14 protein-coding genes are annotated in these 13764 nt (G+C 55.3%); 12 read left to right on the forward strand and 2 right to left on the reverse strand.

The annotated features are described in order from the left end of the window. Positions 1-1622 (reverse strand): acyl-CoA synthetase (locus tag JRI89_04515; GenBank protein MBW2070499.1); only part of this gene is annotated, 1622 nt, incomplete at its 3' end. A gap of 310 nt (positions 1623-1932) precedes the next feature. Continuing rightward, positions 1933-2538, reverse strand: a complete 606-nt coding sequence (locus tag JRI89_04520) for a CBS domain-containing protein (GenBank protein MBW2070500.1) — start codon at positions 2536-2538, stop codon at positions 1933-1935. A 491-nt stretch (positions 2539-3029) separates the two neighbouring features. Between JRI89_04520 and JRI89_04525 the strand changes: the two genes are divergently transcribed. The 12 genes from JRI89_04525 (at position 3030) to JRI89_04580 (ending at position 13726) form a co-directional block, all read left to right on the forward strand. Continuing rightward, positions 3030-4697, forward strand: a complete 1668-nt coding sequence (locus JRI89_04525; protein MBW2070501.1) for a CTP synthase — start codon at positions 3030-3032, stop codon at positions 4695-4697. Positions 4698-4735: 38 nt separating this feature from the next. After that, a complete protein-coding gene (kdsA, locus tag JRI89_04530; protein ID MBW2070502.1) occupies positions 4736-5560 on the forward strand; it encodes a 3-deoxy-8-phosphooctulonate synthase in 825 nt (274 codons plus the stop codon). Further along, positions 5557-6111, forward strand: coding sequence for an HAD-IIIA family hydrolase (locus tag JRI89_04535; GenBank protein MBW2070503.1), 555 nt, complete (start codon positions 5557-5559; stop codon positions 6109-6111). The genes kdsA and JRI89_04535 overlap by 4 nt, the downstream gene beginning before the upstream one ends. A gap of 351 nt (positions 6112-6462) precedes the next feature. Continuing rightward, a complete protein-coding gene (lptC, locus tag JRI89_04540) occupies positions 6463-7056 on the forward strand; it encodes an LPS export ABC transporter periplasmic protein LptC (protein MBW2070504.1) in 594 nt (197 codons plus the stop codon). A gap of 39 nt (positions 7057-7095) precedes the next feature. Beyond that, on the forward strand, positions 7096-7710 hold the full coding sequence (gene lptA, locus JRI89_04545) for a lipopolysaccharide transport periplasmic protein LptA (GenBank protein ID MBW2070505.1): 615 nt from the start codon (positions 7096-7098) through the stop codon (positions 7708-7710). Next, positions 7700-8425, forward strand: a complete 726-nt coding sequence (gene lptB / locus JRI89_04550; protein MBW2070506.1) for an LPS export ABC transporter ATP-binding protein — start codon at positions 7700-7702, stop codon at positions 8423-8425. The genes lptA and lptB overlap by 11 nt, the downstream gene beginning before the upstream one ends. Before the next feature lie 14 nt (positions 8426-8439). After that, a complete protein-coding gene (gene rpoN / locus JRI89_04555; GenBank protein MBW2070507.1) occupies positions 8440-9912 on the forward strand; it encodes an RNA polymerase factor sigma-54 in 1473 nt (490 codons plus the stop codon). Positions 9913-10016: 104 nt separating this feature from the next. Then, positions 10017-10559, forward strand: coding sequence for a ribosome-associated translation inhibitor RaiA (raiA, locus tag JRI89_04560; GenBank protein MBW2070508.1), 543 nt, complete (start codon positions 10017-10019; stop codon positions 10557-10559). Between the two features lie 186 nt (positions 10560-10745). Continuing rightward, entirely contained in the window at positions 10746-11207 is a 462-nt protein-coding gene (locus JRI89_04565; protein MBW2070509.1) for a PTS sugar transporter subunit IIA, read from the forward strand. Positions 11208-11420: 213 nt separating this feature from the next. Continuing rightward, positions 11421-12335 (forward strand): hypothetical protein, encoded by a 915-nt coding sequence (locus JRI89_04570; GenBank protein MBW2070510.1) that lies wholly within the window; start codon positions 11421-11423, stop codon positions 12333-12335. A gap of 35 nt (positions 12336-12370) precedes the next feature. Next, a complete protein-coding gene (gene rapZ / locus JRI89_04575) occupies positions 12371-13228 on the forward strand; it encodes an RNase adapter RapZ (protein MBW2070511.1) in 858 nt (285 codons plus the stop codon). Positions 13229-13315: 87 nt separating this feature from the next. Next, positions 13316-13726, forward strand: coding sequence for a PTS sugar transporter subunit IIA (locus JRI89_04580; GenBank protein MBW2070512.1), 411 nt, complete (start codon positions 13316-13318; stop codon positions 13724-13726). Positions 13727-13764 lie beyond the last annotated feature (38 nt).

Genomic DNA, 13764 nt, shown 5'->3' on the forward strand with positions numbered 1-13764 from the left:
CGCAGCAACTTGCCGGTCGGCGTCCTCGGCAGAGATTCGACGTATTCAATTGCTCGAGGCAGCTTGTAGATGGCAATGTGCTGCTTCAAGAACTCTTTGAGCTCTTCAAAGAAGGCATCGCTTCCCTCGTGGCCTGGCTTGAGCACCACAAAGGCTTTGGTAATCTGACCCTTTTCCGGGTCCGGGATGCCCACTACGCCAGCATCAGCTACTGCTGGATGCTTGCAGATGGCCTCTTCAACCTCTGCAGGCCCGATGCGGTAGCCAGAGCTCTTTATCATGTCGTCTTCGCGGGAGACGAAGAAGATGTTGCCGTCTTCTCGCATGTAAACTGCGTCCCCCATCTGATTCCAGCCGTTCTTTACACCCTTGCGTTGTGAGTTGAGCAGACGCTCGTTGTCCACATAGGGCTTCCAGTAGAGGCTGCCCGAGGGACCCTTGAGAATCATGCTGCCGATATCATTAGGTTTGCAGTCGTTCCAGTCGGCGTCGACCACCCGCACCAGTACTCCAGGCAGGGCCTTGCCGATGGAATTGGGAACCGGCTCCGGGTTCATGGTGTTGGAAGTGACCAGATGGAGCATCTCAGTGCCGCCGAGACCTTCCCAGATGGGCTGGCCGGTCAACTTTTGCCAGGCCTCCAGGGTCTCGGCTCCCAGGGCGTCGCCTCCCGAAGTGTAGAGGCGCACAGAACTGGTATCGTAGTTCTTGAAGTCAGGAAATTTCATCAGAGCCCTGTACGCTGTGGGCAGGCCGGTGAGAATGGTAATCTTGTGCTTCTGGATAAGATCCAACATGTCCGGAGGCGAGAATTTCGGAATGAGGGAAATGGCCGCGCCGCCCACGAACGGGATCAAAGCGAAGGTGCCGAAGCCGGCAGCAAATGAGACCGGGGCAGCTCCGCCGAGCACGTCGCCGGGCTCCATCTTGTAGACATACTTGTTTACCATCTTGGCTTCGATAATGGCCGGCCGGACAAAATGGACACATCCTTTGGGCATGCCGGTGGTTCCCGAGGTGTAGAGGATGACGCCGATGTCGCCGGCATCGAGCATGGTGGCTTCGAGTTCTGCAGAGCCGGCTTCGAGCATCTCTTCAAAGACCAGGTTGCCGGCAGACTTGACTTCGTCCGGACTGCCGCCGATGACAATGACCTTGGTGCCGTATTCGAAGTTCGGCTTGGCGTCTTCAACGGGTGCCATGAGGGGCGCGTTGACGATGAAATACTTCATTTCGGCGTTGTTTGCCACAAAGGCAACTTCTTCGCCTGACCAGAGTGGTGAAGTGGGCACGGGAATGGCACCGATTTTCTTGATGGCGAAGATGGCCACGATGGCCTGGGGCGAGTTCACCAGTCTGATGCCGACTCTGTCTTGGGGTTCTACTCCCACTTCTTTGAGGGCATTGCCGAACTTGTTCACCTGCTGCTGCAGCTGGGCAAAGGTGATGGACTTGTCCATAAACTTGACGGCAACATTGTCACCCCTTCCTTCTCGTACATGCCGATCGAGGAGAAAATCGGCAAGGTTCAGCTCAGTTGGAGTATCCGCAAACTCCTCCGGAACAATGTACTCAGGCCACATATCTTTTGGCGGTAGGTAGTTCTCTGGTATTTTGCCCATAACATAATCCTCCCTTGACACGCATGTCATTCATTTGCATTACCCAGCAAGCATGATACCCACCCAGGCCAGCTCCTGTCTCTCAACTCTGCCTGAGACATTGGGGACCCGGGCAGCAACAGAACAGTCACCTCCTTTCAAGGGATTTTGGCTGGGTTCGATTGTCACACATCCTCAGCCGTGCTGGTTAATGAGACCCACAACAAAGCCGCTCCATTCTGGCGGGAGCAGCAGAATCCTATTAGTAAAACCTGTCATCTCAGCAGCGTTATGGTCGGAGTCGGCGTTTCCCTCCGTGGGCGGCACCTTTCTAAGGAGTTGCCGACACCACCCTGTGTCCCTCGGCCTCCAGGGCCTCCTTGAGTCGGTCGATATCACATTTCTGCAAACGAAACGAGTAGATTCTCTCAGTGGGCTCCTCGCGGAGAATACCCACACTGATGATTTCGCCGTCGTGCTCTCTTATTATGCGAGAGACTTCCTGAAATTCCACCCGGCAGTCCGTTACCAACACATCGATGCGCGAGCTCGAGCGCAATACTCCCATGATGTCTATGAACGCCCTGAGTATATCCACTACAGTGAGGACGCCAACGAGTTTGCCGTCCTCCAGCACAGGCATGCCGCCGATCTTGTGTTCAGTGATGAGAAGTGCCGCCTTTTCGAGGACTTCAGAGGCTGATACAGTAATGGGGTTGGAAATCATTACATCGCCAATACTCAATTCTTCGATCATGGAGGGTATGAGGACTCCCCGGAGATCTCCGTCAGTCACCCAGCCAACCAGAGTGTCCTCCCTGTTCACCACTGGCAGGTGTCTGACCGAGTGAGTCTTCATGAGGGTGATCGCCTCCTGAATCGAAGCTTCCGGAGAAATGGTGACGGGATTTCTTGACATCCGTCTTGATACCAGCATGAATCAATACCTCATAATACTTTAAGCAGGCGAACAAGGAATACGACAGACTCGACGTCTGTGACCGAGTCCGGCACACCTGTCCAAAATAGCTACATTTGCCGGTCTAGAGAGTCAACACAGATACCCATAGAGACAGTGCCTGAAGTGCCAATCCGTAACACCCTTTTCTATGGCAAAATGTCCACATCATCTGCGAGTCGACTCACTCATGTGGAATAGAAGATAAAAGTCCGAAAACTCGGCAGGTAGGATATGGAACACCGTTGAATCGGTCGTTCAACTCTGCTGTGATTCCATGGACCTCCGTCGTAATTGTGAGCTGACTATAGGATATTGGTGCCGAAAATGCAAGGGAAAAAGGCTTGCCGGGGAAGTTGGCGGGCTGCAGCCGTATCTTGACATTTCCCTTGCAGTTGCTATACTGAAAATCAATTTGAGCCCCGAAAATTCGGGGCCTTTGTCTATCTCTCTATTTCTCCGGCACGAGCATGGCCAACGCCAGCAAATGTAAATTCATTTTTGTTACCGGTGGTGTGCTTTCCTCGCTCGGCAAAGGACTGGCTTCAGCAGCAATGGGTGCTTTGCTGGAAAGCCGCGGCCTTCGGGTAACCCTGCAGAAACTGGATCCCTACATCAATGTGGATCCAGGGACCATGAATCCCTTTCAACACGGCGAGGTGTTCGTAACAGACGACGGTGCCGAGACTGACCTGGATCTTGGCCATTACGAACGCTATACCGCTGCCCAGATGGGCAAGAAGAACAACTTCACTTCCGGCAGCATCTATTATTCTGTGATCACTAAAGAAAGACGGGGAGACTATCTGGGCGGTACGGTGCAAGTCATCCCCCACATCACTGACGAAATCAAGCAGAACATTCTCAAGATCACCAACGGGGTGGACGTGGCTATTGTGGAGATCGGCGGCACGGTTGGTGATATTGAGGGGCTGCCTTTTCTGGAAGCGATCAGGCAGTTCAAGAGCGATGTGGGCAAGGAGAATGTCATTTACATCCATCTCACCCTGGTGCCCTACATAAAGGCAGCTGGCGAGGTGAAAACCAAACCCACCCAGCACAGCGTCAAGGAGCTTCGAGGCATCGGCATCCAGCCTGACATCCTGCTCTGCCGCACCGAGATACCATTGGACAAGAAAATCAAGGCCAAGATTGCCCATTTCTGCAATGTGGAACCAGAGGCGGTGATCACCGCCCAGGATGTGGAGAGCATTTATGAGGTTCCCCTCAGGTTTCATGAAGAGGGGCTGGATGACAAGATAGTGCAGTACCTCAATATCTGGACCAGGGCGCCCCGGCTGGAGCGCTGGGAAGATCTCGTCCATCGGTTGAAGAATCCCAGGCATGAAGTGACCATCGGCATTGTGGGTAAATACATTGATCTGCGAGAGTCCTACAAGAGTCTTAACGAAGCGCTGGTGCATGGCGGGGTGGCGAACGAATGCAGGGTGCAGCTCCACTATGTGGACTCGGAACTGTTGCAGCAGGAAGATCCGCAAAAGCATCTGTCGCAGGTAGACGGCATTCTGGTGCCGGGAGGCTTTGGCTCGCGCGGTGTAGAGGGGAAAATCAGGGCCATCAAATATGCCAGGGAGAATCTGGTTCCCTTTTTCGGCATATGCCTGGGCATGCAGCTGGCCGTGGTGGAGTTTTCTCGCAATGTGGCAGCTCTGCCAGAGGCGCACAGCATTGAATTTGCTCCTGACACGTCCCAGCCCGTCATCTATCTCATGAGAAAGTGGTATGACCCTCAGAAGGACGTTGTCCACTGCAGAGACGAGCACTCTGACCTGGGGGGCACCATGCGCCTGGGCGCTTATCCCTGCATTCTCGCTGAGAATTCCAATGCCTTCAGAGCCTATGGCCGCCGGCAGATTTCTGAAAGACACCGACACAGATACGAGTTCAACAACGACTACCGTGAGGTGCTGGCAGCCAAGGGGTTGCGTTTCACCGGGTTGTCGCCGGACGAACAGTTGGTGGAGATCGTGGAGCTCGAGGACCATCCCTGGTTTCTCGGCTGCCAGTTTCACCCGGAGTTCAAGTCCCGGCCCATGAAACCTCACCCTCTCTTCAGAGAGTTCATACGAAAGTCTTTTGAAAATGCCCTCCAGAAAGACAAGGTGGTGGCAGCCTGAAAATGCAGGCCCTGACAATTGACCCCAAGAGACGGTAGATGCACACCATACAGCTCCCCCAGTGTTCTCTAGGCGGTGGTGATCTGTTTTTCATTGCCGGGCCGTGCGTCATCGAGAGCGCCGCTGCCACCCTGACCGCTGCCGCCACTGTAAAGAAGGTGGCCGACGAGTATGGGCTGCCAGCAATATTCAAGAGTTCTTACGATAAGGCCAACCGCACTTCCCACACCTCCTATCGAGGACCTGGTCTGCAGGAAGGTTTGCAGGTGCTGCAGGAGGTTCGGCAGCAGTATGGCCTGCCAGTGACTGCAGATGTCCACGGCGTAGAGGAGGTGGCAGCGGCAGCTGAAGTGCTCGACATTATCCAGATTCCTGCCTTTCTCTGTCGGCAGACGGATCTGCTGCTGGAGGCGGCAGCAACAGGCAAGCCTGTCAACGTCAAGAAGGGCCAATTTCTTTCTGCCACAGACATGGCCCATGTGGCTGCCAAGATACAGGCGCGGGGCAATCAGCAGATTATCCTTACAGAACGGGGAACCACCTTCGGCTACCACAATCTGGTAGTCGACATGCGTTCCCTGCAAATTATGCGGCAATACGGCCTGGTTGTCTTCGATGCCACCCACAGTGTCCAGCTTCCCGGCGGCGCCGGGCAGTGCTCCTCAGGTGAGCGCGGTTTTGTCGGCACCCTGGCGCGAGCTGCGGTTGCCGCCGGAGTGGACGGCATCTTCCTGGAAATTCATGAGAATCCTGATTGTGCACTCTGTGATGGCCCCAACTCCATTGGCTTCGACGAACTGGAGCGCCTTCTGGGTGTGTTGTTGAAGATTCATCGGGCAGTAAAGTGGCAGGATAGTCCATGAAGTACCTGGTAGGTGAGCAGGAGGTGGCAGCAAGAGCAGCCAGAGTGAGGCTGCTGTTGCTCGATGTGGACGGGGTGCTCACAGATGGCACTCTTTTCATCCACCACGACGGTCGGGAGAGCAAGATGTTTCACGCCCATGACGGCCTGGCCATCAGGCTGCTGCAGGAGGGCGGCATCGAAGTGGGCATTCTCAGCGGCAGACGCTCTGAGGTGGTGGCCAGCAGGGCAGAGGAATTGGGAATTCGCCTGGTGGCCCAGGGCACCCTCTACAAGACTGCCGCCTATGAGGAGATGCTCCAGCGGTGCGGACTGCTCGAGGCAGAGGTGGCCTATGTGGGAGATGACCTGGTGGACGTGCCCGTACTGAAAAGGGTGGGACTGGCCGTGGCAGTGGCCAACGCCGCCCCCGAAGTAATCTCGTGCTGTCATCTGCTGACGAGCCGCCCTGGTGGCCGGGGCGCGGTGCGTCAAGTGGCGGAACTTCTCCTCAGGGCCCAGGATCTCTGGCAGCGCGTCACAGCTCCCTTCCTTGGGCAAAGTCCTGGCTAGACATACGAATCGAGGCCTGCCGTTGCAGCGAGCGGCGGTTCTGCACAGGGTCAGCTGGTTGGCTTGCTGGCCTGGCGGTGCAGGTGCGCTCCGGGGTGATTGCTGCTGGCTGCAGCAGTGAAGCAGCAAGGCTCCGGCGCCGCCGTGAACTAGACAGGCAGCAGAATAAAAGTGAACTTGGTGGTCAACCTTATGAAATTGTTCTCCTATTGAGCTATTTGTCGAAGAAATCGGACTTTACAGGCTCCCAACAGCATGATATATGAAAAATATCTCCCGTTGAGCGAGAGACATGTGCATGAAAGTTGCATAAACTGGGAGACATCCTCTTGGTGAGAGTGGGTTGATTGCATGCAGCAGCAAAAGTGGCGGCAACTGCGCAGCTTCCGGTGGTTTATTGGACTTGCCATGATCCTTGTGGCTGGGGTGGTAGTTGTGACAATGGAGTCAGGCACCGGCAAAAGCCCCGAGGATCTGCTTGCCGCGAACCCCGCCCCGGACGACAAGGCGAATGTGACCCTCGATCAGCTAGACTTTTCCGATGTGAGCGAAGGAAAAGCCAGTTGGACCCTGAAGGCCTCCCAGGCTCGCTACTACAAGGAGCAGCAAGTGACGGCCTTCACCAACGTGCAGGCGGTCTTCTACATGAAGGACGGCAGCAGGGTGGAATTGCGGGGTGATGAAGGAACCCTGCACAATGACACCAGGGATGTGGAAATAAAGGGCGAAGTGAGAGTAAAGGTTGGCGACCAGTATCGTCTGACCACGGAGCGGCTTTTTTATTCCAACAAGGAGCGCTCTATTACCACTCCTGATCCAGTAGTCATAGAGGGACAGGGAATTTTCGTCAGAGGCAGGGGCATGATATTGGCTCTCGACAGCCACAGCCTCAGGATAATGAACCAGGTCGAGGCCCGCATGCAGGCTCCATCGCTGACTCTGTAAAGTTACTGGCCGAGAGGACGTCTCGCCGGGGGAGCAAATGTGGAGGTGAGCACCGCAGGGAAGAGAAATTGCTGCCGCCTCGTTTTGGCCCTGGTGCTCACAGGACTTTCCCTGAGTGGCGTGCTTGCCGGCTCCGGCAGTACTGCTCTTGCCAAGGCCGCAGCCCGAGAGCAGAGCACGATCCACATTACCAGTGACCACCTGGAGGCCCGGCAGAAAGAGCAGCAGGTGATCTTTTCGGGTAATGTGGTTGCCAGTGAGAAAGATTTGACAATCCAGGGTGACCGGCTGACAATCTACTATGAAGCGCCCGAGACAGCAAAAGGCAAGCAAGCGCTCGTTGGCCAGGTTGAGCGGATCGTGGTGCAGGGCAATGTAAGGATCTCTCAGGGAAACCGTGTTGCCACGGGCGAACAGGCAGTTTATTATCATAGCGGCAACAAGATCGTCCTGACCGGGGAGCCGCGCTTGCAGCAGGACAAGGATTTCGTTCAGGGAGAACGCATTACCCTTTTCCTCGACAGTAAAAGAACCGTTGTGGAAGGAGGAGAGAACAAACCTGTTGAAGCAACAATACATAGACTCCTCAAGAGCGGCACTTTCGGTAGCAGCCCAGGCGGCAAAAAGAGCCGCAGCCGCGACAATGAAGGATAGCCTGGTGGCCCAGGACCTGGTGAAGAGTTTTCACCGCCGCCGGGTGGTAAACGGGATCAACCTGACGGTGCAGCAGGGTGAAATTGTCGGGCTGCTCGGACCGAATGGTGCCGGCAAGACCACCACTTTCTACATGATGGTGGGCCTGATTGCACCTGACAGCGGCAAGGTGCTGCTCAATGGTCAGGAGATAACCAGACAACCAATGTACCTCAGGGCGCGGTGGGGTGTCACCTACCTGCCGCAGGAGCCGTCGATATTCCGCAAACTCACGGTTCGAGACAACCTAATGGCCATTCTGGAGACCATGAACCTTACAAGGCAGGAGAGAAACCAGAGGCTGGAACAACTGCTCGATGAGTTGAATGTGGCGCATCTTGCTCGCAATCGAGGCGATTCCCTCTCCGGAGGTGAACGGCGGCGGGTGGAAATTACCCGGGCTCTGGTGACCTGCCCGACCTTTTTGCTCATGGACGAACCTTTTGCTGGCATTGATCCGCTGTCAGTGGTAGACCTGCAGAAAGTCATTTCTCGGCTGAAAGACAAGAGCATTGGCTTGCTCATATCGGATCATAATGTGAGGGAGACCTTGAAGGTGTGTGATCGGGCCTACATCCTGCATCAGGGAACGATTCTGGAGGAAGGTGATGCAGAACAGATAGCCTCGAGCCCGGTTGCCCGACGTTTCTATCTGGGTGACGAATTCAGTCTATAGAGAACTTTGGAGCCATGGCAATCGAACTGAGACAGCAGCTCAAACTGGCACAGCAATTGATCATGACGCCGCAATTGCAGCAGGCCATCAAGCTTCTGCAACTGTCACGCCTGGAACTGTTGGAGACCATCACCGAAGAACTCGAGAGCAATCCACTTCTAGAAGAGGTGCAGGAGGGACCGCCCGAGCAGGAAAGTGCCGCCTATGAAAGCAAGCAGGCCAAGAAGGATGAGCCCGTCTCAGAGGTCACTATTGAAGAGAAGCCCAGGGAGGATTTCGACTGGGAGGCCTATCTGGGGGAATACAGCACCAGCCCCCGCACCTCGAGAGAATACGAGTACGCCCCAGAATTGCCGGCGCTCGAGAGCCGTCTCACCAAGAAGCCCTCATTGGATGCGCACCTTCGCTGGCAGCTCCATCTTTCCCGCCTGAATGATGAACAGAAAGAGGTGGGAGACCTCATTATCGGCAACCTGGACAGGGACGGCTATCTCAAGGCTGAAGTGGAAGAGATTGCTGCCATGTGCGGCAGCAGCGTGCCCTTTGTGGAGGAGGTCCTGCAGTTCATCCAGCAGGAGTTCGACCCTCCGGGTGTGGCAGCCAGAGATCTGCAAGAGTGTCTACTTATCCAGGCCAATAATTTGCAGCTTGAAGATGACCTGGTGGTTACCATCATCAAGGAGCACCTGCGGAATCTGGAGTGCAAGAACTACCAGGCCATTGTCAAGGCCACGGGCCGGAGTCCCGAAGAGATTCAAGCGGCCATCGAGATCATCACCCAGCTGGAACCCAAGCCGGGTCAGGCATTCAACGAGGAAGAGATCCAGTACATCAGCCCTGACATCTATGTCTTCAAGGTGGACGACGACTTTGTCATTGTCCTGAACGAAGACGGCTTGCCCAAGCTGAGGGTCAACCCCTTTTATCGCGACGCTTTGAGCAAGGACGGCATGGTCTCCGAGACAACCAGGGACTATATTCAGAATAAACTGCGCTCGGCAGCCTGGCTGATAAAAAGTATTCATCAGAGGCAGCGCACCATCTACCGGGTGGCAGAGAGCCTGGTGAAGTTCCAGCGAGAGTTTTTCGAGAAAGGCATTGCCCACCTCAAGCCACTGGTGCTGCGCGATGTGGCTGAAGATCTCGAAATGCACGAGTCCACCATAAGTCGAGTAACCACCAACAAATACATGCATACCCCCCAGGGGGTGTTCGAACTCAAGTACTTTTTCAATTCTTCCATAAGCAGTCTCACGGGCGGCTCCGTGGCCTCTGAAAGCGTCAAAGAGCGCATAAGACAGATTGTCCAGAACGAGGATCCACGCAAGCCTTACAGTGACAAGGCCATAGTGGAAATATTGCGGCGGGAAAACATTGATATTGCCCGCCGAACCGTGGCCAAGTACCGTGAATTGCTTGGTATTTTACCGTCAAATCTCCGCAAGCAGCCGGTGTGGGGGCCGAGCAAGCGCAAGAAACGTACTTGAGTGGTCTGAAGAGTGCCCGACAATGGGCGGCGTCTTGTTTCAGACAACTCTGCCGGGAACGGCAGCCAATCACTATGAGGTGGTAGATTAGCGGGAGGGAGCAGATGCAGGTTTCAGTTACTTTCAGGAAGATTGATGCATCGGAGACACTCCGTAACTATGCTGAAGAGAAGCTTTACCGCATTAAAAAATACGTCGAAGATCCCATAGAGGCGCATGTGGTTCTTTCGGTGGAAAAGTTTCGCCATGTTGCTGAGGTAACGATCAATGCCAACGGTATCAGGATAAAGGGCGCCCAGCAAACCGAGGATATGTATTCCGCTATAGACATGGCTGTTGACAAGCTGGAGTCACAGATCAAGAAATACAGGGAGAGGCTCAAACAGCACAAGGGAGACGGTGGGGCCAGATCCCAGGTATTTACTCTGACCGCCGGTGGAGAGGAGGGATTCGAAGAGGACCAGGGTCCACAGATCATCAAGACCGAACAGGTGTATGCCAAACCAATGGACCTGGACGAGGCTGTCATGCAGATGGAACTGGCAGAGGGAGAATTTTTGGTCTTTACCAATAGCAGGACAAAGCATATAAACGTTCTTTACCGCCGTAAAGACGGCAATTATGGTCTCATCGAACCGGTGGTGTAGAGCGTCTAGCAAGCGGTTCCGGGGTGCGACCCTTATCTGGCCGCTGCCAATGCTTAGAGTAGCTAGCAACCCGGGCAGGCATCAGGCAATGTGAGGGCGCTGGCTGGACAAGGCAAGAGTTGCTGTTGTGAATACGGTTGTGGTCTGGGACAATAGAATCCACAAATAGCGGGGTAGCTAGGCTCAGTGAAGATATTGGATATCCTCCACAAAGAAAGCATCATTCCTGAACTGCGCGCTCAGAATAAAAAGGAGGTGCTGGAAGAACTGACAACGGCGCTCCTGCGCCACAAGCAGAGTCTCGACAAGGATGCCCTGGTGGAGGTACTGCTGGAAAGAGAGAAGCTCGGCAGTACTGGAATCGGCGATGGCATTGCCATCCCGCACGGAAAAGTCTCGGATCTCGATGAACTGCTGCTGTCATTCGGGCGCAGTGTCCAGGGTGTAGATTTTGATTCCATGGACGGCAGACCGACCCATTTATTCTTCCTGCTGGTGGCGCCTGAGAACTCAGCCGGGGTTCACCTGCGGGCACTGGCCAAGATCTCGCGCCTGCTCAAGAGTGCCCATTTCCGCAAACGACTCATGGATGCCAGCACTACCGAGGAGATCTTTCATATCATCCAGGAAGAGGACAAAGAATTCTGACCAGCCCCTGCTTCCTCTTGATCCAGATATTTGTCATAATTGTCATAAATTGATGCGGCATCGGCGCGGGGAACACTTCGCTGCCCAGCCGCAGCTCTGGACCTGCCGTTGCTGCTGTAATTCCTGGCCAGGATTGGCTGGCAGGTCCTGCAGCCGGTAGGTGTCTGTCCAATATATTGGGGCAACGCTTCTACAGCCAGGGGATGGGTGGCTGTGAACTTCAGGGACCTGGTGAGTATAGAGGGAGTGCGGCTGGCGGTGGCAGCAAGTGAGCGCCTCCTGGATACAGTCATTCTGTCGCCTCACCTCCACGGGTTGGCCAGCCTGCAGGGGCCGCGGTTGCCTATGCCCCAGAGGGGGCTGGTTTTTGTTCTCGAGGACAGCGATCTGGAAGAGCTCTGGGCAGCCGAGCCGCTGCTGGCGAGATTCAACGCCCTGCTGCCGGCTGTGGTCCTCCTGGAGGCGGCTGGCGGGGCTGTGCAAAGGGTGCAGCAAGAGTGTTCTTCTGCAGATCTGCTGGTGTGCACCGCCAGCGAACCCCTGAAGGTTGTGGCGGCGAGGCTGGCGCAGAGGCTCTTTGCTGCTGGGCGTCGGTTGGTGTCGATCCACGCTGTTATGCTGCGGCTGCAGGGCAGGGGAGTTGTCATTCTGGGCAGCAGCGGCAGCGGCAAGACGGATGTGGCCCTGGAACTGATCAGCAGGGGGCATCAGCTTGTTGCTGACGATGGTGTGGAGATATATTGTCCCTGTCCAGGAAGTGTCTGGGGCAGGTCGCCGCTGCCCGAGGGTGGCAATAGATTGGCAGTGTATGGTATTGGTATTATCGCAGCAGACCAGCTCTACGGGGAAAATGCGGTGGCTGCCGAGGCCCCCATCTGCCTGGCAGTGGATCTGGTGGATAATGAGACCTACAGAGATCCTCTCGAAGAACAGGGGCAGTTATTCTATCTCATGGGGGTAGGCGTACCATATGTGGCCCTGAATCCTGCCAGATCTGCCAATCTGGCGACGCTGGTGGAGCTCGCCATGAGAGTGCGGGGCAGAGAATTCCGGCGTAGTGGTGAGCTGGCCGGGCAACACTCCGAAGTGTCCGGTGTTGGGGACAGCCGCAGAGGGAGTGGTCAGTGAGACAGGCAGGTGGTGGACAGCCAGGCAATTCAGGACTGATTGTCATTGTCACCGGACTTTCTGGCTCGGGCAAGAGCACAGCCATAAAAGCGTTCGAGGATCTGGGCTTCTTTTGTGTGGACAATCTTCCTGTGCTGCTGCTGCCTGATTTTCTGGCCCTGCGCCAGCAGGGTTCTGAAGATTTGCGCTATATTGCTCTCGGTATGGATATCCGCGAGCGGCGTTTTCTCGAGAGCTATCCACAGATATTCAGCGAACTCTATCAGAAGGGAGCACACCTGGAGATTCTCTTCCTGGAGGCATCGAACGAGGTGCTGCAGCGCCGCTTCAGTCAAACTCGACGGAGGCATCCCCTGGCTGGCATAGACACGGTGCTCGAAGGAATAGAGGCCGAGCGTCGCCTTCTTCTGGATCTGAAGCGCATGGCTACCAGGGTGCTGGACACTTCCAACACCAGTGTGCACGAGTTGAAGCGGCTGGTGTCAAGGCTGTACAGTTTTCGTCCAGATCTAGAAGGCTTGCATGTCCACCTGCTCTCTTTTGGCTTCAAATATGGGGTGCCGCCTGAAGCAGACATTGTTATGGACGTGAGATTCCTGCCTAACCCATTCTTTGTGGACGATCTCAGGGATCTCGACGGCACCGGACAGCCAGTGATCGAATTCGTCTGCAGCAGGGAGAAGTCGCAGGTTTTCTTGCAGCGCTTCACCGATCTGCTCTTCTACCTTCTGCCGCACTACCAGGAAGAAGGGAAAAACTATCTTACCATTGCCATCGGCTGTACCGGCGGCAAACACCGTTCTGTGGTGATCGCCGGGGAGCTGGCACAGCGTCTGGCAGCCGAGGGCTACAAGGTGGACGTCAATCACCGAGATATGAAGGTGGAATTATAGCTTGTCTCGGGAGGTTGTATCTGGCAAAGCCGGCTGACACCGGCATACGGCAAAAATCTGCCACTTACTGAAGCAAGGAGATAATTCATGGTGGGACTGCTCGTGGTGACGCATCGAGATCTGGCCCAAGAGCTCATTGCCACTGCTGAACTCATTGTGGGAGAGATCGACAACTGTGTGGGGCTCTCTGTACAGCCCGATGTGCCGGTAGACGACCTGCGCCGTCAGATGCACCAGGCAATCGACCAGGTAAACAGCGGTGACGGCGTGATTGTGCTCACGGACATGTTCGGGGGGACTCCCAGCAACTTGAGCCTGAGTTTTTTGAATCAGCAGGGCATAGAAGTGGTCACTGGAGTGAATCTGCCCATGCTCATCAAGCTGGCCACCGCCCGCCAGGATTCGGAGGTGGGTGAACTGGCCAAACTCATAAAGGATTATGGCCGGCGAAGCATTTCCCTTGCCAGCGAAATCCTGGAAGGCGGCCCAGAATCATGAGTCAACTGCAGGCAGGGCCGGACAGGCGAGATATGGCC

It is taken from the genome of Deltaproteobacteria bacterium (assembly GCA_019309045.1).
Taxonomy (GTDB): domain Bacteria; phylum Desulfobacterota; class Syntrophobacteria; order BM002; family BM002; genus JAFDGZ01.